Here is a 17,178-nt window from a genome sequence, read left to right as displayed (position 1 = left end):
ATGACAAAGGAGCGCTCCATGACCACCACCCTCATCACCGGCGGCACCGTGGTCTCGGCCACCGGTCGCGGCCCGGCCGACGTGCTCATCGACGGCGAAACGATCGCCGCCGTACTGCAGCCGGGCTCCGTCCTTCTCGGCACCGACCTGGCATCGTCCGTCGACCGGGTGATCGACGCCACCGGCCGGTACGTGATCCCGGGCGGCATCGACGCCCACACCCACTTCGAGCTGCCGTTCGGCGGCACCGAAGCGAGCGACACGTTCGAATCCGGAACGCGGGCCGCCGCGTGGGGCGGCACCACCTCGGTCATCGACTTCGCCGTGCAGACGTACGGAACCCGCATCCAGGACGGCCTGGCGAAGTGGCACCAGAAGGCCGCAGGCAACTGCGCCATCGACTACGGCTTCCACCAGATCGTCGGCGACGTGACCGAGGACTCGCTCGCCGCGCTCCGCGCCCTGCCCGACGAGGGCATCACCAGTTTCAAGCTGTTCATGGCCTACCCCGGCGTCTTCTACTCCGACGACGCCCAGATCCTGAAAGCGATGCAGGTCTCCCGCGACACCGGGATGCTCACCATGATGCACGCCGAGAACGGCCCGGCCATCGACGTGCTCGCCGCCCAGCTCGTCGAGCAGGGCAAGACCGACCCTTACTACCACGGCATCGCGCGCGCCTGGCAGATGGAGGAGGAGGCGACCCACCGGGCGATCATGCTGGCGAACCTCACTGGTGCTCCCCTCTACATCGTGCACGTCAGCGCGAAGCAGGCGGTCGAACAGCTCGCCTGGGCGCGGGACAAAGGCCAGAACGTCTACGGCGAGACCTGCCCGCAGTACCTCTACCTGTCGCTCGAAGACCAGCTGGGCGCCTCCAGCCCGGAATGGGGTCGCTTCGAGGGAGCGAAATGGGTGTGCTCCACTCCGCTGCGCTCCCGTGCCGAGGGACACCAGGACTCGATGTGGCAGGCGCTGCGCACCAACGACCTGCAGATGGTGTCGACCGACCACTGCCCGTTCTGCATGAAGGACCAGAAGGAGCTGGGCCTGGGCGACTTCCGCAAGATCCCCAACGGGATCGGCTCCCTCGAGCACCGCATGGACCTGATGTACCAGGGTGTGGTCACCGGCGAGCTGACGCTCGAACGCTGGGTGGAGCTCACGAGCACGACGCCCGCGCGCATGTTCGGGCTCTACGGCCGGAAGGGCGTCATCCAGCCCGGGGCCGACGCCGACATCGTGCTCTACGACCCGAACGGTCACACGAGCATCGGCCTCGGCAAGAGTCACCACATGAACATGGACTACTCGGCGTGGGAGGGCTTCGAGGTCGACGGGCACGTCGACACCGTGCTGAGCCGCGGCAAGGTCGTCGTCGACGACGACCAGTACCTCGGAACGAAAGGCGACGGGCGTTTCCTCAAGCGCGGCCTGTCGCAGTACCTGCTCTGATGAGTCGAAGAGAAACGGGGCGCACCATGGACTTCGGCGCTGTCCTCCAGACCAATCCGCCCGCCTCGCGCACGATCCACCTCGCGAAGCTCGCCGAGCAGTACGGCTTCAGCCACGTCTGGACGTTCGATTCGCACCTGCTCTGGCAGGAACCGTATGTGATCTACAGCCAGATCCTCGCCGAGACCCGGCGCATCATGGTCGGGCCGATGGTCACCAACCCGGCGACCCGTGACTGGACGGTGACCGCATCCGTCTTCGCGACCCTCAACGAGATGTACGGCAACCGGACGATCGTCGGAATCGGGCGCGGCGACTCTGCGGTGCGCGTGATCAACGGTGCCCCGACGACGCTGGCCGAGCTGCGCGAGGCGATCCACGTCATCCGCGAACTGGGCAACAGCCGGTCGGTCGACTACAAGGGCTCGACGCTGCAGTTCCCGTGGAGCACGGGATCCGAGCTGGACATCTGGGTCGCGGCCTACGGTCCCCTCGCCCTGAAGCTGGCCGGCGAGGTCGGCGACGGCTTCATCCTGCAGCTCGCCGACCCCGACATCGCCGAATGGATGATCGGCACGGTTCGACAGGCGGCCGAACGAGCCGGGCGCGACCCGATGTCGGTGAAGTTCTGCGTCGCGGCCCCGATGTACATCGGCGACGACTGGGAGCACATGCGCGAACAGTGCCGCTGGTTCGGCGGGATGGTCGGCAACCACGTCGCCGACATCGTCGCCAAGTACGGAACCGGCGGGGCGGTGCCGAAAGCGCTGACCGACTACATCGCGGGGCGCGAAGGCTACGACTACAACGAGCACGGCCGGGCCGGCAACACGCACGCCGAGTTCGTTCCCGACGAGATCGTCGACCGGTTCTGCGTGCTCGGCACAGCGGACGACCACATCGCCAAGCTGAAGCAACTCGCCGAGCTGGGGGTCGACCAGTTCGCCGGCTACCTGCAGCACGACAACAAAGAGGAGACGCTCCGGGTGTACGGCGAGACCGTCATCCCCGCGCTCTCCGAACACGTCATCGCGAAAGGCTGACTATGAACGCACCCCTCGACCCCGCCGACGGCGAACGCGCCCAGCAGCTCGACCGCGCCCACGTCTTCCACTCGTGGTCGGCCCAGGGATCGTTCGCCGGGCTCGCCATCGCGGGCGGAAGCGGCACCACGGTCTGGGATTTCGACGGACGCCGGTACCTGGACTTCGCCAGCCAGCTCGTCAACGTGAACATCGGCCACCAGCATCCGGCCGTCGTCGCGGCGATCCGCGAACAGGCCGAGATCCTGACCACCATCGCGCCGGCCACCGTGAACCTGACCCGCGGAGAGGCGGCGAAGCGCATCGTCTCGCACGCACCGGACGGCTTTCACAAGGTGTTCTTCACCAATGGAGGGGCGGATGCGAACGAGAACGCCATCCGCATGGCCCGCCTCCACACCGGCCGGGACAAGGTGCTCTCGACCTATCGCTCGTACCACGGCAACACCGGGGCGGCCATCGTCGCCACCGGCGACTGGCGCCGCGTGCCGAACGAGTTCGCCAGGAGCCACGTGCACTTCTTCGGGCCCTACCTCTACCGCAGCGAGTTCTGGGCGCAGACGCCCGAGCAGGAGTCGGAGCGGGCACTCACGCACCTGCGCCGCGTGATCGAGTCGGAGGGGCCGGCGTCGATCGCGGCCATCGTGCTCGAGACGGTGCCAGGCACCGCCGGCATCCTGGTCCCGCCTCCCGGTTATCTCGCGGGGGTTCGTGCGCTCGCCGACCAGCACGGCATCCTGGTCATCCTCGACGAGGTCATGGCCGGTTTCGGTCGCACCGGGCGCTGGTTCGCCTTCGACGGGTACGACATCGTGCCCGACCTCATCACCTTCGCCAAGGGTGTGAACTCTGGGTACATCCCGGTCGGCGGCGTGGTCATCCCCGACGCGATCGCGAGCGACTTCGACGAGCGGGTCTTCCCCGGAGGCCTCACCTACAGCGGGCATCCGCTCGCGATGGCGTCGATCGTCGCGGCACTGGACGCGATGGAGAGCGAGGGGATCGTCGCCCACGCGGCGGCGATCGGGGCGGATGCGATCGGGCCGGCCCTCGCGGAGCTGGCGTCCGCGCATCCACTGATCGGCGAAGTGCGCGGCGAAGGCGTGTTCTGGGCGATCGAGCTCGTCGCCGATCGCGAGACCCGCGAGCCCGTCGCGGCGGCGATGATGGGGCGCATCAAAGCCGGACTGCTCGAACGCGGAGTCATCCCGTTCATCCAGGACAACCGCATCCATGTCGTGCCGCCGTGCGTCGTCACCGCCGACGAGGTCGCGCAGGCGATGGCCGCGTACGACGAGGTGCTCACCGCCGTCGAAAGGACCGAATGATGACCGAGATGATCAACCACTGGATCGGCGGGCGCGAATCCGCCGGGACGTCCACCCGCACGCAGCCGGTCTTCGACCCTGCGCTCGGCACCTCCACGAAGGAGGTGCGGCTCGGCAGTGCGGCCGATGTCGACGCAGCCGTCGCGACAGCTCTCGCCGCGTTCGGCGAGTGGGGCGGCACCTCGTGGGCGAAGCGGCAGAGCGTCATCTTCGCGTTCCGCGAGCTGCTGAACGCCCGCAAGGAGGAGCTGGCGCAGATCCTCACCTCCGAACACGGCAAGGTGCTGTCGGATGCGCTGGGCGAGATCGCGCGCGGGCTCGAAGTCGTCGACTTCGCCGCCGGGATCGCGCAGCTGGCGAAAGGCGAGTACTCGGAGAACGTGTCCACCGGCGTCGACGTCTACTCGTTGCGCCAGCCGCTCGGAGTCGTCGGCATCATCAGCCCGTTCAACTTTCCGGCGATGGTGCCGATGTGGTTCTTCCCGATCGCCATCGCCGCCGGGAACACCGTCGTGCTGAAGCCGAGCGAGAAGGACCCGTCGGCGTCGGTCTGGCTGGCGAAGCTGATGCAGGAGGCCGGGCTGCCCGACGGCGTGCTCAACGTCGTGCACGGCGACAAGGAGTCCGTCGACGCGCTGCTCGCGCATCCGGACGTGCAGTCGATCTCGTTCGTCGGGTCCACCCCGATCGCCCGCTACGTCTACGAGACCGGCACCGCGGCCGGCAAGCGGGTGCAGGCGCTCGGGGGCGCGAAGAACCACATGCTGGTGCTCCCGGATGCCGACCTCGACCTGGTCGCGGACTCCGCCGTCAACGCCGGCTTCGGCTCGGCCGGCGAGCGGTGCATGGCGATCAGTGTCGTGCTGGCCGTCGACTCGATCGCGGATGAGCTGGTCTCGAAGATCACGACCCGGATGGCGGGCCTGACCACCGGGGACGGCCGCCGCTCCTGCGACATGGGACCGCTGATCACGCAGGCGCACCGCGACAAGGTGGCGGGCTACATCGACATCGCCGTCACGGACGGCGCCACCGTCGTCGTCGACGGGCGCGATGTCGAGCCCGATGGAGCGGCTGAAGGCTTCTGGCTCGGCCCGACCCTCATCGACAACGTATCGACGGACTCACGCGTCTACATCGACGAGATCTTCGGGCCGGTGCTCTCGGTCGTGCGGGTCTCCGGGTACGACGAGGGCCTCGGCATCATCAACGCCAGCCGGTATGGCAACGGAACCGCGATCTTCACCAACGACGGCGGCGCGGCCCGCCGATTCCAGCGCGAGGTGCAGGTCGGCATGATCGGCATCAACGTGCCCATCCCTGTGCCGGTCGCCTACCACTCGTTCGGCGGCTGGAAGGACTCGCTCTTCGGCGACGCCAAGGCCTACGGCGCGCACGGCGTCGACTTCTTCACCCGCGAGAAGGCGGTCACGTCACGGTGGCTCGACCCGAGCCACGGCGGGATCAACCTCGGCTTCCCGCGCAACGCGTAGCGCCGCGAGGGCGATCGGCGCGGCGCGGCTCGGCGCAGCGCGGCTCGGCGGCGTCCCACGGCCGAGAGTGTCACTTCCGGACGAGCGCGTCACGTGCGCGGGGCACTCTCGACCGGAAGTGTCACCCTCGGTGCGCGAGCCCGCAGTGGAGCGGTGCGCGCCGCTACCGTGCGGGCCGGATGGTGAGGACCTGCTCGGCCCGCCCCACCGGCCCCGTCGTGTCGTGCAACACGCTGCTCGTCAGGCCGTGGCCCGCGGGCCCGAACGTCACCGTCGTGTCGAGGCCGACCCACGACCCCACCGGCTGGCGGTACAGGTGGATGGTCAGGTCGAGGTTCGGGTAGATCCAGCTGGTCGGCGGCTGGCGCACGGCTATGCCGTTGGCCGTGTCGACCAGCGCGATGAACGAGGCCTGCGCGCTCGCGTCCTCCCCCTCGACGAGCTGCGTATCGCTGGTCAACCAGGCCGTCGTCCTGCCCGGCGCCGGCTCGCCCAGCGGCCGCACCTCGAGGGAGTCGATGTACCCTCCTGGCCACGTATCGTCCATCGGCCACACCGCGAGACCATCCGGCCCCGCGAGAGCGGCAGGGGCTCCGCCGGCGACGGATGCCGTGTCGACGACGTCGATGAACCACGCGCGGGCCAGAACCGCGACCCGTCCGCCGATCTCGACGCTCGCCTCGACCAGTTCGATGGTGCGGCCGGGCCTGATCGTCTCGACCCTGATCGTGCAGTCCTCCAAGGCCAGGAAACCGAGGATGTCGAAACTGATGCGGCCGAGCTGCTTGCTGCCGGGCGCGTGCGCGGTCCGGTGCAGGTCGATGGCGTGCACGACGCGTCCGCCCAATGGGCTGAAGTGGATCTCGGACGCATTCCAGGCGCCTCCGGCATGCACGGTGGGGCGGTACCGATCGCCGTCGAGTCGTTCGAAATATGCGCTCATGGATGCTGTGCTCTCCGCGGTCGTCTTCACAGGGCTTCCAGCGGATTCTCTCGCAGTTTGCGTGCCACCCCGCCCTCGACCAGTCGCCGCGCCGACGTGTCCGGCTTGCGCTCCGCCTGATCCGTGACGCACGCCGTGAACTCTCGGGCCAGGTCACCGCGCGGGTGCCGCTCGAGGACCTCCTGCCGGAACGCGAGCGGGAGCTCGTCCGCCCGTGCGCCGGCGATGTCGAGCGCGGTCGCGATCTCGAGCAGGTGGCCCTCGGTGTCGAACGCCGGATCGACTGCCGGCCAGTTGTGCCGGACGATCACGTCGTGCGCTCGCCCTCGGCGCTCGGCCGGCCAGCCTGCGCCCGCGGTGAGGGCGATCGCCACGTGGCCGCCCGCATCCTCGTAGGCGAGCGTGTGGTTGTCGAACTCGGGCGCGATACCGACATCGTGGAGGATGGCGGCCACGTAGAGCAGCTCGAGGTCGGGCTCGAGACCCCGGAGCCGCGCGAAGCCTACGGCCCAGAGCCAGGACCGCTGCACGTGGTCGAGGAGCGACGGTGTGTGGTACTCGGTTGCGATCTCGAGTGCGGCGCGCGAGGCAGCGGTGTCGGGGGCAGTGATCTCGCTCATTCTCATGAAACTCATCATCGCGCGTCGCCGCGTTTCGCTGAAGGATGGAGGAGCGGGGGCGACGTTCCCGCTCTCACAATTTGAAGGGAGATCTCCCATGGCTCAATACGATGTCGCCGATCGATCGGCGATCGTGACGGGAGGCGGCTCCGGCATAGGACGCGCGGTCGCGCTCACGCTGGCCGCGAGCGGCGCATCCGTTCTCGTCACCGACCTCAACGCGGACCACACGAACGCCGTCGTCGCCGAGATCGAGAAGGCGGGCGGCACGGCCGCCGCCCTCGTCGGCGATGTGACCGACCCCGACTTCGCCACGGAGTCCGTCGCGCGCGCGAACGCGCTGGCTCCGCTCCGCATCGCCGTCAACAACGCCGGGATCGGCGGGGATGCCGCCAAGGTCGGTGACTATTCGCTCGACAGCTGGAGGAAGGTCATCGAGGTCAACCTCAACGGAGTGTTCTACGGGATGCGCGCCCAGCTCGACGCGATCGGAGCGAACGGTGGAGGCGCGATCGTGAACATGGCGTCCATCCTCGGCAGCGTCGGTTTCGCGAGCTCATCCGCCTACGTCACCGCCAAGCACGCACTGCTCGGCCTCACGCAGAACGCGGCACTCGAGTACGCGGACCAGAAGGTGCGGGTCACCGCCGTAGGGCCCGGGTTCATCCGGACTCCGCTCGTGGAGGCGAACCTCAGCCCCGACGTCCTCAGCTTCCTGGAAGCCAAGCACGCGCTCGGCCGCCTCGGCGAGCCCGAGGAGGTCGCCTCGCTGGTCGCATTCCTCGCCTCGGACGCCGCCAGCTTCATCACCGGCAGCTACCACTTGGTCGATGGGGGCTACACCGCGCAGTGAGCCGGGCGGCCAGGGGCCCTGCCGCCCCCATTCTGAGCGAGCGCCCAGGTTGCAGCGGGTGCGCTCGTTCAGAACGTGTGCGGGGGCCGAGCGGCCGGTCGACAGCGGCTCAGCGGCCGCTCAGCGGACGACGTCGTAGACGAACTTCGTGACTCCATTCGAGAAGGTCTCGTTCTCGACGACCTCGAGGTTCGTGGTGGAGTCGCCGCCGGCGAACAGCCGCTTGCCGTCACCCAGGAGGAGCGGGAAGACGAGCAGGTGGTACCGGTCGACGAGCCCTGCCGTGGCGAGGTTCTGGGCGAGAGTGGCGCTGCCGTGGACGATGATGTTGCCGCCGTCGGTCTGTTTGAGCGCGGCGACGTCGTCGAGGGAGCGCAGGACGAACGTGTTGTTCCACTCGGGCTCGGTGAGCGTGCTCGAGACGACGTACTTCGGCATCGCGTTGTAGTCGGCGAACTCGTCCATCGTCGGCCAGATCGGCGCGAACTCGTCGTAGCTGACCCGGCCCATCAGCATCGCGGTCGCCTCGACCTGCTCGCGGCCCTTGATCTCGTAGGCCTCCGCGACGAACGGCACGTCCTTGAACGTCCAGCCGGCGCGTGGGTGCGATCCGCCGCCGGGGGAGTCGATGACGCCGTCGACGGTGATGAATTCGGTGACGATCAGGGTGCGCATTTTTGTCAGGACCTTTCCTCTTCGACGATTCTGTCTCACCTAGACGTCGAACGGGACCGGCCGATTTCGACATCCACCGGGCGGCGAGAGCTGTGAGTGGCCTTCGCCGCGGGGGTATGCCGCGCCAGGCGCCGTTGGGCGGGGGCACAGGCGCCGGAGGGTATGCCGCTCCTGGCACCGTTGGCCGGGGGATCAGGCGCCGGCTGGGCCGCCCAGTGCCTCGACGGCCAGCTCGTGGTCGGTGAGGGAGTCGAGGCCGGAGACGGCAAGGACGCCGACGAGTGACCCGGCCACCCGGATGGGCACGGCGCCGCCGGTCGGAGCGTATTCGGCCGCGGTCAGGCCGAAATGATCCAGGAAGTCGGGGTCGTTCTTGGCGAGGAGTTCAAAGACCGCGTGCGACGAACGATCGAACCGTCGGACGACGGCGATCTTGCGCGCGACCCAGGCGTCGTTGTCCGCGCTGGTGCCCGGCAGGGCGGCATGGAAGACCCGCTGGCTTCCCAGCACGATCGAGATGGTGATGCCGTACCCCTCGCGCAGGGCCCGCTCGACGAGCGCTTGCCCGACGCGCCAGGCCTCTTCGTGCGTGAATCGCGGTTGATCGGGCGCCTCGAACTCGTTCATACGCTCATCCTCCCTGACGCAACCCGTCGAGTCCGGGAAAAGTCCGCTCCAAATCGCTCCAAACGCGGACTTTTCCCGGACTCGGCGTCGCTGCGGGCTCGGCGCGGGCCGCGGGCCAGGCCCGGTCGCGCTGGGCGGGCCAGGCCCGGTCGCGCTGGGCGGGCCAGGCCCGGGTCGCGCTGGGCGCGGGCCGCGGCCGAGCCCGGGTCGCGCTCGTCGCGGGCCGCGGAGCGGGCTCGGCGCGAGTCGGGCCGCGCGCCGCAGGCCGGGCCCGGGTCGCGCTGGGCGCGGCCGCGGAGCGCCCGCCGCGAGGGCTCAGGCCTCGCGGGCGGCGGGCGAACGCTCGGAGGTGCGGGCCGGGTCGCGCTCGACGACGGCGCCGAGGACCTCGTCGATCCGCGACATCAGCTCGGCGGGGATGGTGACCCCCGACGCCTTCGCGTTCTCGACGACCTGCTCGGGCCGCGAGGCGCCGATGATCGCCGTTGCGACGTTCTCGTTCTGCAGCACCCAGGCCACGGCGAGCTGCGCGAGCGTGAGATCGAGCTCGCGCGCGATCGGCGTGAGGTTCTGAACGCGGCTGAGGACGTCATCCGTCAGGAAGCGCTTGACCGCACCCGCGCCTCCGCGCTCGTCGGTCGCCCGGCTGCCCTCGGGCAGCGGAGCGCCAGGAAGGTATTTGCCGCTCAGCACACCCTGCGCGACCGGCGACCAGACGATCTGGGAGATGCCGAGCTCCTGCGAGGTGGGCACGATCCGGTCCTCGATGACCCGCCACAGCGCCGAGTACTCGGGCTGGTTCGAGATGAGCTGGATGTTCAGCTCCTTCGCGAGCGCGGCACCCGCCCGCAGCTGCTCCTCGGTCCATTCACTCACTCCGATGTAGAGTGCTTTACCCTGCCGCACGACGTCGGCGAACGCCTGCATGGTCTCCTCGAGCGGGGTCTCGTAGTCGTACCGGTGCGCCTGGTACAGGTCGACGTAGTCGGTCTGCAGCCGCGACAGCGACCCGTTGATCGATTCGAGGATGTGCTTGCGCGACAGTCCCACATCGTTGTGGCCCTTGGGACCGGTGGGGCCGAACACCTTCGTGAAGATCTCGAGCGATTCGCGGCGTTCCCCCTTGAGGGCGCCGCCCAGGACCGTCTCCGCCGCCGTGTTCGCGTAGACGTCGGCCGTGTCGAACGTGGAGATGCCGACATCCAGGGCCGACCGAACGCACGCCGCAGCGGTCTCGTTCTCGATCTGCGAGCCGTGGGTCAGCCAGTTTCCGTAGGTGATCTCCGAGATCTTGAATCCGGACCGACCCAAATACCTGAACTGCATTTCGTTCCTCTCGAGTGATACATGTGTCTCAGGTTCGATGCTAGGCAACTCGATTGATCGAATCCAACAGTAGATGGTTCTGGGATTCATCCGGCCGGTCGATGAATGCGGCGGAAGCGCCTCGGCGGGTGCGGCACGAGAATGGCGCGGCACGAGAATGGACAGATGCACCCCGCGCCGGCATCTCCGCCCAAGCTCGCCCCCGGCGACCGCGTCGCCGTCCTCTCCCCCTCGTTCGCAGCGCCGGGTCTCGCGCCCGAAGTCCACGAGCAGGGGATGCGCCGCCTTGCCGAGTCGACAGGCCTCGTCCCGGTCGAATACCCGACCACCCGCAGGCTGGGTGCGAGCCCCGAAGACCGGGCGGCAGACATCAACGCGGCATTCGCCGACCCGGGCATCCGGGGCATCCTTGCGACGATCGGCGGGGACGACCAGGTCACGGTCATCCCCCATCTGGATGCCGCCCTCGCCACCGCTGACCCGAAGCCGTTCTTCGGCTACAGCGACAACACCAGCCTCTTGAACTGGCTCTGGTCGCTCGGTATCGCCGGATACTACGGCGGCTCCACGCAGGTCCACCTCGGCGCCGGTCCGCGGATCGACGATGTGCAGCTCACGTCGCTGCAGGCCGCGCTCTTCACCGGCGGCGAGGTCGAGCTGACCGAGCCGGGCGAATCGGAGGACTTCGGACACGACTGGCTGTCACCGCTCGCCCTCGTCGAGTTCGGCGATCGCGAGCCGACAGAGCCGTGGATGTGGGCCGGTCCCGCCCGCGAGGCCACCGGCCGCACCTGGGGCGGCTGCCTCGAGGTCATCGACCAGCTGGCCATCGCCGGTCGCATGCCGTCCGTCGAGGCGCTCGAAGGGAGCATCCTGATCCTCGAGACCAGCGAAGAGCTTCCGCCGGCCTCGTGGGTGAAGCGCTGGGTCCGCGCCCTCGGCGAGCGCGGTGTCCTCGCGGCCGTCGACGGCGTCCTCGTCGCGCGGCCTCCGGTCAGCACGTTCGGGTCGGTGCCGCCTCCGGAGGAGCGCCCCCGGCTCCGCGCTGCGCAGCGCGACGCCGTCATCGGCGAGATCTCCCACTACAACCCGGAGGCTGTCGTCTGCGTCGGTGTTCCGTTCGGCCACACCCGGCCGCAGTGGATCCTGCCGTATGGCGGGCGAGTCCGGCTCGACGGTCGCGCACGTACAGTGACCGCCGACTACAGCTGACCGCGGCGCGGCGCTGCGCCCCGCTGCGGCGAGGCCGCCGGTACGATTCCCCCAGGAGACCTGGTCGTTCTACTGGTTCCCGGATGCACGCCACCGCGGCGCACGCCACCCCACGCCACCGCACCGCACTCACCGAAGAGGTAACCGTTGACCGACTTGCCGCCGACCACCCCACCCGCCGACAGCGCTCCCGAGCCCGCCGCCTGGCCGCCGACTCCGGCCGCGGGGAGCACATCAGAACCCGTCGCCTGGGGGCCGCCCCCGGCCTCCGACCGTGGCCTCCCGGCCTACCCGGCACCGGGTGCCATGCCGGCACCACCGGCGACGGTGCCGTTCAGCAAGCTCGCCATCGCCGGCTTCGTGGTCTCGTGCATCTCGATCTTCATCTTCGGCTGGCTCGGCATCGTGGGCGTCCTGCTGTCCTCCCGCGCTCTCACCGCCTCCCGGCGCGGACTCGTCCGCGGTCGCGGACTGGCCATCGCCGGGCTTGTGATCGGTGTGATCGGCTTCGCCGCCTACGCGATCATCTTCATGACGCACCTGAAGTGACCGTGGGAGGATGACAAATTAACTTCACTTGTCACGATTGTTCGTTTCGGATGCGCTGAAGCGGCCATGCGTGACAACTGACGGCCGGGCGGCGTCCACGAGCTCGCCGCAGCGCCAGCACGGCGCGGGCAATTCGCCCTCGTTCATCGCTCCGCACGCCTCGCAGACGCGTGGGAGCCAGCACGCGGCGTCGCCGCCGTCCACTTCAGGTACCGAGACCGAACGCGAAACGGCCGTCGCGGATGGGCTCGCCGCCCGCAGCTTCAGCGAACCGTTCGAACGCGGCGGCCACCCGCGAACGGTCGTCCTCCGGCATCTGCGCGAAGACCGCGGCCATAGCGGCCCGCCGGTGGGTGAGCACGTGCTGGACGAGCTCTGAGCCTGAAGCGGTGAGGTCGAGCTGCACGTACCGGCGATCAACGGGATCGTCGGTTCGCACGATCAGGCCGGCTTTCACCAGCTTGTCGCACGTGCGCGTCGCGTTCGACGGATGCACGTCCAGCTCGGATGCGACGGCGCCGAGATTCTGCGGCCCCGAAGCCGCGATCAGCATCAGCACACGCAGTTGCGGGGTGGTGACCACATCTTCCACCTCGACCACGGAGCGCGCCGCAACTCGCATCATCACATTGGCGGCCGCGAGCGCAGCGTCGACCGCCAGTGCTTCGGCGGCGACCTCGGTGGAGCTCATGGGGTCCAGTATTCCGCCGACCGTTGCAAGCCCGCAAGCTTTGCGCACCCGCATCTGTGGAGCCGTCGGCAGTCGCCCGGCGTAGAGTAACAGCATCCACAGGTTCGCCGGCACCGTCGCCGGACAATCCGGATCAGACGGGATGCTTCCGGCGCTACCACGCCACAAGGAGGCGCTTACCCATGCTCACTGAAGCCCACACCGTCCTGCCCGCATCCGATCTCAAACGGGCGCAGGATTTCTACCACAATGCGCTCGACCTCGACCCGTCGGAGGTGGAGAGCGAGAACCTCATGTACCGCCTGGATTCCGGGTCCGTGTTCGAGATCTACGAGACGAGCAACGCCGGAACCGCAGCGAACACCCAGATGTGCTTCATGACCGACGGCCTCGACGGCGACATGGCCCGCCTGCGCGAGCGGGGCGTGACGTTCGAGGACTACGACTTTCCCGGCCTGAAGACCGAGAACGGAGTCGCAACCCTCGGCGACACGAGGACGGCATGGTTCAGGGACTCGGAGGGCAACTTCATCTGCCTGACCGAACTCACGTGAGCCGGGTCGGCGGCGACTGAACCGCGCGGGTCAGCGATCGGGGATGGCGGCGATCGCCTCGATCTCGACGAGCGCGCCCGTCCGGCCGGGGCTCACCGAGAGCACGGTGACAGCCGTGCGGCGGTCGCCCCAGACCGAGGCCGTCGCCGCGTACGCCTCGCCAGGCTCGATGCCCGGCGCGAGATAGATCGTCAGCTTGGCGACGTGCTCCGCGTCCGTGCCTGCCTCCGCGAGCACGGCCAGGAGGTTGCGCAGGGCCTGTTCCGTCTGCGGGCCGAGCCCGTCGCGGAGGGCGCCGGTCTCATCCACACCGTTCTGGCCGCCGACGTAGAGCGTCGCGCCAGCGGGCGCGATCATGCCCTGGGCGAAGGCGGGACTGTGGAACAGCTGCGGAGGGTCGACCGGGGTGAGTGGAGGCATGCTGCCATTCTCACGCCGTCTTGCGGCCTTCGTCCATGGCGGATTCGCCCCCGTTGTGGATGCGCGTCGTCAGCGCGACGTGCCAGTCGACGTCTTCCCACATCCCCCGGTACTGTGGCCCGCAGAAGTTGCTGGTCGCCATGCCCACCCAGCGGTCGTGCCTGAGCGCCTCGCCGACGCCGAACTCGCACAGCTCCTTGACCCAGTCCCAGTCGAGGCCTGGGCCGTCCTTCCAGCAGACGATCGCCCATGACTCCGTGGTCACCAGGGGCAGGTTCCTCCACCGCGACCAGTCGGCCATGTCGGTGATCATCGTGGAGAGCTGGATGCGCCACTCGTCCGGACTTGAACGGTAGAGCCGCTCCGCCTCCTCGGCGAGCAGCTCGTACTGCGTGGGGTCCCGCCCGTCGTACTGCAGTTCGTCGTAGTACGGCCGCGGCCCCGCCAGCACCATCCAGACGTGCGGTTCGAGCAGGTCGTAGTGGGAGACGTCCTCGGCGAGGACGGTCTCGAACTGGGCGGAGATCGAAAAGCACAGCGGAAGATCGGGGTAGGCAGCCCGGACGAGGTCGAGTGCCGTATTGGTCCAGCGCCGCCCTTCGTCCGACGTCCGGAGCAGGTCGTCCTTCCCCTCCTCGCCGCCCGGAACGGTGAACGGCGCCCAGAACAGCTGCGGCCACTCGTTGCACAGGTCCACGTACCAGATCGCGTGCAGCAGCCCGGCGTCACGGAGGTGATCGAGCGTCGCGACCCAGACGGCGGCGAGTTCCTCGGGTCCCGTGATCGCCATCCGCGTGTCCACGACGTCCTGTCGGAACCAGGTCGACAGGGCGACCTTCAGCCCCCGCGCAGCCGCAAGGCGGATGAAGTCGACGAGGGCCGGCATCGGCGTCACCGTCACCTTGGCCGGGCTGCCCCAGTCGTGCATGACCCACGCGGGCAGAAGCGTGAAACTCCCCGCCGGATCCGCGGCGACCAGGTGCGGGTACGCGTCGATCCTGACCACGTCGTAGCCGCGCTCGACCAGCTCGTCGAGCGCGCGCTCCCAGTTCTCGTAGCCGCCGCCCGGCCAGCGCCGCTCCAGCCACGAGAAGTCCCACATCGCGACGGCGAGGGCACTCTTCGAACCGGTGTCCAGCTCAGCCATCCGAGCCGGGTTCCCCGCCGTCGCCCCAGACCTGCTCCCAGCCCACACCGACCGCGTCACCGGCCCTCACGTACCCGTCGGCGTCGACACAGGCCTCGCGCACCACCGGGTTCCGGGTGACCAGGGACTCGAAGTACGTGGTGTTCGGGATGCTCATGGCGAGCTGGATGTTCACCGGCCCACCCGCGTGGATCTCGGCCCGGAGGTTGAACGACTCGGCGAGATGCGCGATCCGGAGTGCGCCGGTCACGCCGCCCTTCAGGGTGGCACCGGTTCGCACGGCACCCGCGCATCCGGATGCGATGAAGTCCGCGGTGTTCAGATGGACCCCGTCGCTGGTCTCCGCGACCAGCAGCGGGATGTCCACCTGTTCGGCCAGGCGCTTGTAGGCGGTGATGCTGAACTCGCGCATCGGCTCCTCGTACCAGCGGTAGCCGGCTTCGGCGAGCGCCCTGCCGAGGTAGACGGAGTCGTGGAGGTCGAATCCGGCGGACCCGTCGTACATCAGGTCGATGTCGGGGCCGACGTGGTCGCGGAGCGCCTGCGACAGCGCGGCGTCCCGTTTCACCTCGCCCCACGCGTGCAGCTTGATCGCGTGATAACCCAGCTCGAGGCACTGGTCCGCGACGTCGAGGTATTCCGGGATGTCGCGGAAGGTCGTCGTCGAGGCGTACGCAGGAAGCGCATCCCGGTACGAGCCGAGCAGCCGGTGGAGCGGGAGCCCGGCCCGCTTCGCCGCGATGTCCCACAGCGCGATGTCCGCGAGCCCCAGTACGTAGATCGGGAACTCCTCGATGCGATCGAGCTCCCACACCCGGTGCCACAGCCATTCGCGGGCGAGCGCATCCGTCCCGACCAACTCAGCGCGCAGACGCCGCTCGACCAGGTCCTTCAGGATCACGCCGCGGGTGCAGTGGGCATAGCCCCGGATACCTGACTCGGTCGTGATGACCAGCCAGCCGCCCACCGTCTCAGCCGGATCGGACCCTGGCAGCCCCTGCCTCCACACGAACGGCGGGGAGGCAGGCGGCTGGCGCACCAGGACGACGTCGACGTCGACGATCGTGTCACCGCCGGCGCCGCTCATGACTGCAGCGTGAAATACTGCTGGAGCTCTGCAGACACGGCAGGGATGCTGATGGATCGCCCGTCGGTCCGCAGCGAGATCGTCGCCGCCTCGCCCGCGGCCACTGCATCCCGTGCTGCGACCGGCGACGTCTCAGTCGCGCCCCCGTCGCGCACGAACCGCAGGAACTCGGCGACGAGGGCACTGTCCGCTCCCCCGTGACCGCCCTCCGCGGGCGGAATCGGGATGACCTCGTCCGCCTCGCTGTAGTCGCCGCGCTTCGTCCACACCTTGATCACGCCTCCCTCGCCGTCGCCGAAGTTCTCGATGCGGCCCTCGGTTCCGATGACGGTGTAGTTGCGCCAGTAGTCGGGCGTGTAATGGCACTGCTGGTAGCTGGCGTAGACGCCGTTCTCCAGCTGCATCAACATCATCGAGACGTCCTCGACGTCGACGACCGGGTTCAGCCCGGTCAGGGACTTCGGCGGCCAGTTGTCGTGGCTGAGCCACTCGCCCATGCGCTCGTCGGAGCGATCCCGGCGGTCGGTGATGTCGCCGTAGACGGTGAGTCCGCCCATCCCGACGACCGTCTCGCTGCGCGAGTCCGCCAGCCAGTGGATCACGTCGAGGTCGTGGGCGCCCTTCTGCAGCAGCAGGCCGGTCGACTTGGTGCGGTCGGCATGCCAGTCCTTGAAGTAGAAGTCGCCGCCGTTGCCGACGAAGTGACGGCACCAGATCGCCTTGACCTCACCGATCCGGCCGGAGCGGATGATGTCCCGCATGAGTCGCACCACAGGAAGGTGGCGCATGTTGTGGCCGACGTACAGGCGTGTGCCGGACGCGCGTGCGGTCTCGAGGACGCGGTCGGCATCCTCGGCCGTGATCGCCAGCGGCTTCTCGCAGAAGACCGGCACGCCCGCGCGCAGGGCCGCGATCGCGACCTCGGCGTGCGTGAAGTCCGGCGAGAGCACCATCACAGCATCGATGTCCGAGGCCAGCAGGTCGTCGAGCGACGTTGCGATCTTCGCATCCGGAAGCTCCTCGGCGACGCGCCGCTGGGCACGCTCGGCCGGGTCCCAGACCGCGGTGATGACCGCATCGTTGCCGGGGCTGACGACCTCATGCCAGAGTTCTGCGCGCTCGCCGAAGCCGACGATTCCGATTCGAAGTGTCACA

18 protein-coding genes are annotated in these 17,178 nt (G+C 68.8%); 8 read left to right on the top strand and 10 right to left on the bottom strand.

Going from position 1 to position 17,178, the window contains the following annotated elements:
* Positions 1 to 18 precede the first annotated feature (18 nt).
* The 4 genes from hydA to ACV7NN_RS12400 are packed head-to-tail and all read left to right on the top strand — an operon-like array spanning position 19 to position 5,319.
* Positions 19 to 1,455: a dihydropyrimidinase gene (gene hydA, locus ACV7NN_RS12415; RefSeq protein WP_463349882.1), complete on the top strand. Its 1,437-nt coding sequence runs from the start codon at positions 19 to 21 to the stop codon at positions 1,453 to 1,455.
* A gap of 26 nt (positions 1,456 to 1,481) precedes the next feature.
* Complete coding sequence (locus ACV7NN_RS12410) at positions 1,482 to 2,498, top strand: TIGR03842 family LLM class F420-dependent oxidoreductase (RefSeq protein WP_463351288.1); 1,017 nt, start codon at positions 1,482 to 1,484, stop codon at positions 2,496 to 2,498.
* Between the two features lie 2 nt (positions 2,499 to 2,500).
* On the top strand, positions 2,501 to 3,826 hold the full coding sequence (locus tag ACV7NN_RS12405) for an aminotransferase class III-fold pyridoxal phosphate-dependent enzyme (RefSeq protein ID WP_463349881.1): 1,326 nt from the start codon (positions 2,501 to 2,503) through the stop codon (positions 3,824 to 3,826).
* Positions 3,826 to 5,319, top strand: coding sequence for a CoA-acylating methylmalonate-semialdehyde dehydrogenase (locus ACV7NN_RS12400; protein WP_463349880.1), 1,494 nt, complete (start codon positions 3,826 to 3,828; stop codon positions 5,317 to 5,319). The genes ACV7NN_RS12405 and ACV7NN_RS12400 overlap by 1 nt, the downstream gene beginning before the upstream one ends.
* 163 nt (positions 5,320 to 5,482) lie before the next feature.
* Here the strand turns inward: ACV7NN_RS12400 and ACV7NN_RS12395 are convergent, their stop codons facing one another.
* Complete coding sequence (locus ACV7NN_RS12395; RefSeq protein WP_463349879.1) at positions 5,483 to 6,262, bottom strand: thioesterase family protein; 780 nt, start codon at positions 6,260 to 6,262, stop codon at positions 5,483 to 5,485.
* A 26-nt stretch (positions 6,263 to 6,288) separates the two neighbouring features.
* The gene (locus ACV7NN_RS12390; protein ID WP_463349878.1) at positions 6,289 to 6,888 is read right to left on the bottom strand and encodes an HD domain-containing protein; all 600 of its coding nucleotides are present in this window, start codon (positions 6,886 to 6,888) and stop codon (positions 6,289 to 6,291) included.
* A 91-nt stretch (positions 6,889 to 6,979) separates the two neighbouring features.
* Between ACV7NN_RS12390 and ACV7NN_RS12385 the strand changes: the two genes are divergently transcribed.
* Positions 6,980 to 7,735, top strand: coding sequence for an SDR family NAD(P)-dependent oxidoreductase (locus tag ACV7NN_RS12385; protein WP_463349877.1), 756 nt, complete (start codon positions 6,980 to 6,982; stop codon positions 7,733 to 7,735).
* Positions 7,736 to 7,855: 120 nt separating this feature from the next.
* On the opposite strand, the gene ACV7NN_RS12380 is transcribed toward ACV7NN_RS12385, so the two are convergent.
* The 3 genes from ACV7NN_RS12380 to ACV7NN_RS12370 all read right to left on the bottom strand — a co-directional run bounded on the left by ACV7NN_RS12380 (position 7,856) and on the right by ACV7NN_RS12370 (position 10,363).
* On the bottom strand, positions 7,856 to 8,410 hold the full coding sequence (locus ACV7NN_RS12380) for a dihydrofolate reductase family protein (protein ID WP_463349876.1): 555 nt from the start codon (positions 8,408 to 8,410) through the stop codon (positions 7,856 to 7,858).
* A gap of 192 nt (positions 8,411 to 8,602) precedes the next feature.
* Positions 8,603 to 9,037, bottom strand: coding sequence for a heme-degrading domain-containing protein (locus tag ACV7NN_RS12375; RefSeq protein WP_463349875.1), 435 nt, complete (start codon positions 9,035 to 9,037; stop codon positions 8,603 to 8,605).
* Positions 9,038 to 9,352: 315 nt separating this feature from the next.
* Entirely contained in the window at positions 9,353 to 10,363 is a 1,011-nt protein-coding gene (locus ACV7NN_RS12370; protein WP_463349874.1) for an aldo/keto reductase family protein, read from the bottom strand.
* A gap of 165 nt (positions 10,364 to 10,528) precedes the next feature.
* Here ACV7NN_RS12370 and ACV7NN_RS12365 point away from each other — a divergent pair, with 165 nt between their 5' ends.
* Together ACV7NN_RS12365 and ACV7NN_RS12360 are read left to right on the top strand one after the other, a co-directional pair.
* Positions 10,529 to 11,575, top strand: a complete 1,047-nt coding sequence (locus ACV7NN_RS12365; RefSeq protein ID WP_463349873.1) for a S66 family peptidase — start codon at positions 10,529 to 10,531, stop codon at positions 11,573 to 11,575.
* A gap of 147 nt (positions 11,576 to 11,722) precedes the next feature.
* Complete coding sequence (locus ACV7NN_RS12360; RefSeq protein ID WP_463349872.1) at positions 11,723 to 12,124, top strand: DUF4190 domain-containing protein; 402 nt, start codon at positions 11,723 to 11,725, stop codon at positions 12,122 to 12,124.
* A 205-nt stretch (positions 12,125 to 12,329) separates the two neighbouring features.
* Here the strand turns inward: ACV7NN_RS12360 and ACV7NN_RS12355 are convergent, their stop codons facing one another.
* A complete protein-coding gene (locus ACV7NN_RS12355) occupies positions 12,330 to 12,815 on the bottom strand; it encodes a MarR family transcriptional regulator (protein WP_463349871.1) in 486 nt (161 codons plus the stop codon).
* A 182-nt stretch (positions 12,816 to 12,997) separates the two neighbouring features.
* Between ACV7NN_RS12355 and ACV7NN_RS12350 the strand changes: the two genes are divergently transcribed.
* Positions 12,998 to 13,369 (top strand): VOC family protein, encoded by a 372-nt coding sequence (locus tag ACV7NN_RS12350; protein ID WP_463349870.1) that lies wholly within the window; start codon positions 12,998 to 13,000, stop codon positions 13,367 to 13,369.
* A 30-nt stretch (positions 13,370 to 13,399) separates the two neighbouring features.
* Here the strand turns inward: ACV7NN_RS12350 and ACV7NN_RS12345 are convergent, their stop codons facing one another.
* The 4 genes from ACV7NN_RS12345 to ACV7NN_RS12330 are packed head-to-tail and all read right to left on the bottom strand — an operon-like array spanning position 13,400 to position 17,177.
* Positions 13,400 to 13,789: a RidA family protein gene (locus tag ACV7NN_RS12345; protein WP_463349869.1), complete on the bottom strand. Its 390-nt coding sequence runs from the start codon at positions 13,787 to 13,789 to the stop codon at positions 13,400 to 13,402.
* A gap of 10 nt (positions 13,790 to 13,799) precedes the next feature.
* Complete coding sequence (locus tag ACV7NN_RS12340; protein ID WP_463349868.1) at positions 13,800 to 14,936, bottom strand: cellulase-like family protein; 1,137 nt, start codon at positions 14,934 to 14,936, stop codon at positions 13,800 to 13,802.
* Entirely contained in the window at positions 14,929 to 16,023 is a 1,095-nt protein-coding gene (locus ACV7NN_RS12335; protein WP_463349867.1) for an enolase C-terminal domain-like protein, read from the bottom strand. The genes ACV7NN_RS12340 and ACV7NN_RS12335 overlap by 8 nt, the downstream gene beginning before the upstream one ends.
* A complete protein-coding gene (locus tag ACV7NN_RS12330) occupies positions 16,020 to 17,177 on the bottom strand; it encodes a Gfo/Idh/MocA family protein (RefSeq protein WP_463349866.1) in 1,158 nt (385 codons plus the stop codon). The genes ACV7NN_RS12335 and ACV7NN_RS12330 overlap by 4 nt, the downstream gene beginning before the upstream one ends.
* Between the last annotated feature and the right edge of the window lies 1 nt (position 17,178).

The organism is Leifsonia sp. Ger2509, assembly GCF_055231915.1.
Note: the sequence above shows the minus strand (reverse complement) of the source record. Positions and strands in the feature narration are given on the sequence as shown.

Bases quoted from the DNA above. Each gene is read 5' to 3' on its own strand.
- ACV7NN_RS12410 (WP_463351288.1), top strand. From the start codon at position 1,482: ATGGACTTCGGCGCTGTCCTCCAGACCAATCCGCCCGCCTCGCGCACG.
- hydA (WP_463349882.1), top strand. From the start codon at position 19: ATGACCACCACCCTCATCACCGGCGGCACCGTGGTCTCGGCCACCGGT.
- ACV7NN_RS12335 (WP_463349867.1), bottom strand. From the start codon at position 16,023: ATGAGCGGCGCCGGCGGTGACACGATCGTCGACGTCGACGTCGTCCTG.
- ACV7NN_RS12340 (WP_463349868.1), bottom strand. From the start codon at position 14,936: ATGGCTGAGCTGGACACCGGTTCGAAGAGTGCCCTCGCCGTCGCGATG.
- ACV7NN_RS12350 (WP_463349870.1), top strand. From the start codon at position 12,998: ATGCTCACTGAAGCCCACACCGTCCTGCCCGCATCCGATCTCAAACGG.
- ACV7NN_RS12400 (WP_463349880.1), top strand. From the start codon at position 3,826: ATGACCGAGATGATCAACCACTGGATCGGCGGGCGCGAATCCGCCGGG.
- ACV7NN_RS12370 (WP_463349874.1), bottom strand. From the start codon at position 10,363: ATGCAGTTCAGGTATTTGGGTCGGTCCGGATTCAAGATCTCGGAGATC.
- ACV7NN_RS12390 (WP_463349878.1), bottom strand. From the start codon at position 6,888: ATGAGAATGAGCGAGATCACTGCCCCCGACACCGCTGCCTCGCGCGCC.
- ACV7NN_RS12405 (WP_463349881.1), top strand. From the start codon at position 2,501: ATGAACGCACCCCTCGACCCCGCCGACGGCGAACGCGCCCAGCAGCTC.
- ACV7NN_RS12355 (WP_463349871.1), bottom strand. From the start codon at position 12,815: ATGAGCTCCACCGAGGTCGCCGCCGAAGCACTGGCGGTCGACGCTGCG.
- ACV7NN_RS12385 (WP_463349877.1), top strand. From the start codon at position 6,980: ATGGCTCAATACGATGTCGCCGATCGATCGGCGATCGTGACGGGAGGC.
- ACV7NN_RS12345 (WP_463349869.1), bottom strand. From the start codon at position 13,789: ATGCCTCCACTCACCCCGGTCGACCCTCCGCAGCTGTTCCACAGTCCC.
- ACV7NN_RS12365 (WP_463349873.1), top strand. From the start codon at position 10,529: ATGCACCCCGCGCCGGCATCTCCGCCCAAGCTCGCCCCCGGCGACCGC.
- ACV7NN_RS12395 (WP_463349879.1), bottom strand. From the start codon at position 6,262: ATGAGCGCATATTTCGAACGACTCGACGGCGATCGGTACCGCCCCACC.
- ACV7NN_RS12375 (WP_463349875.1), bottom strand. From the start codon at position 9,037: ATGAACGAGTTCGAGGCGCCCGATCAACCGCGATTCACGCACGAAGAG.
- ACV7NN_RS12380 (WP_463349876.1), bottom strand. From the start codon at position 8,410: ATGCGCACCCTGATCGTCACCGAATTCATCACCGTCGACGGCGTCATC.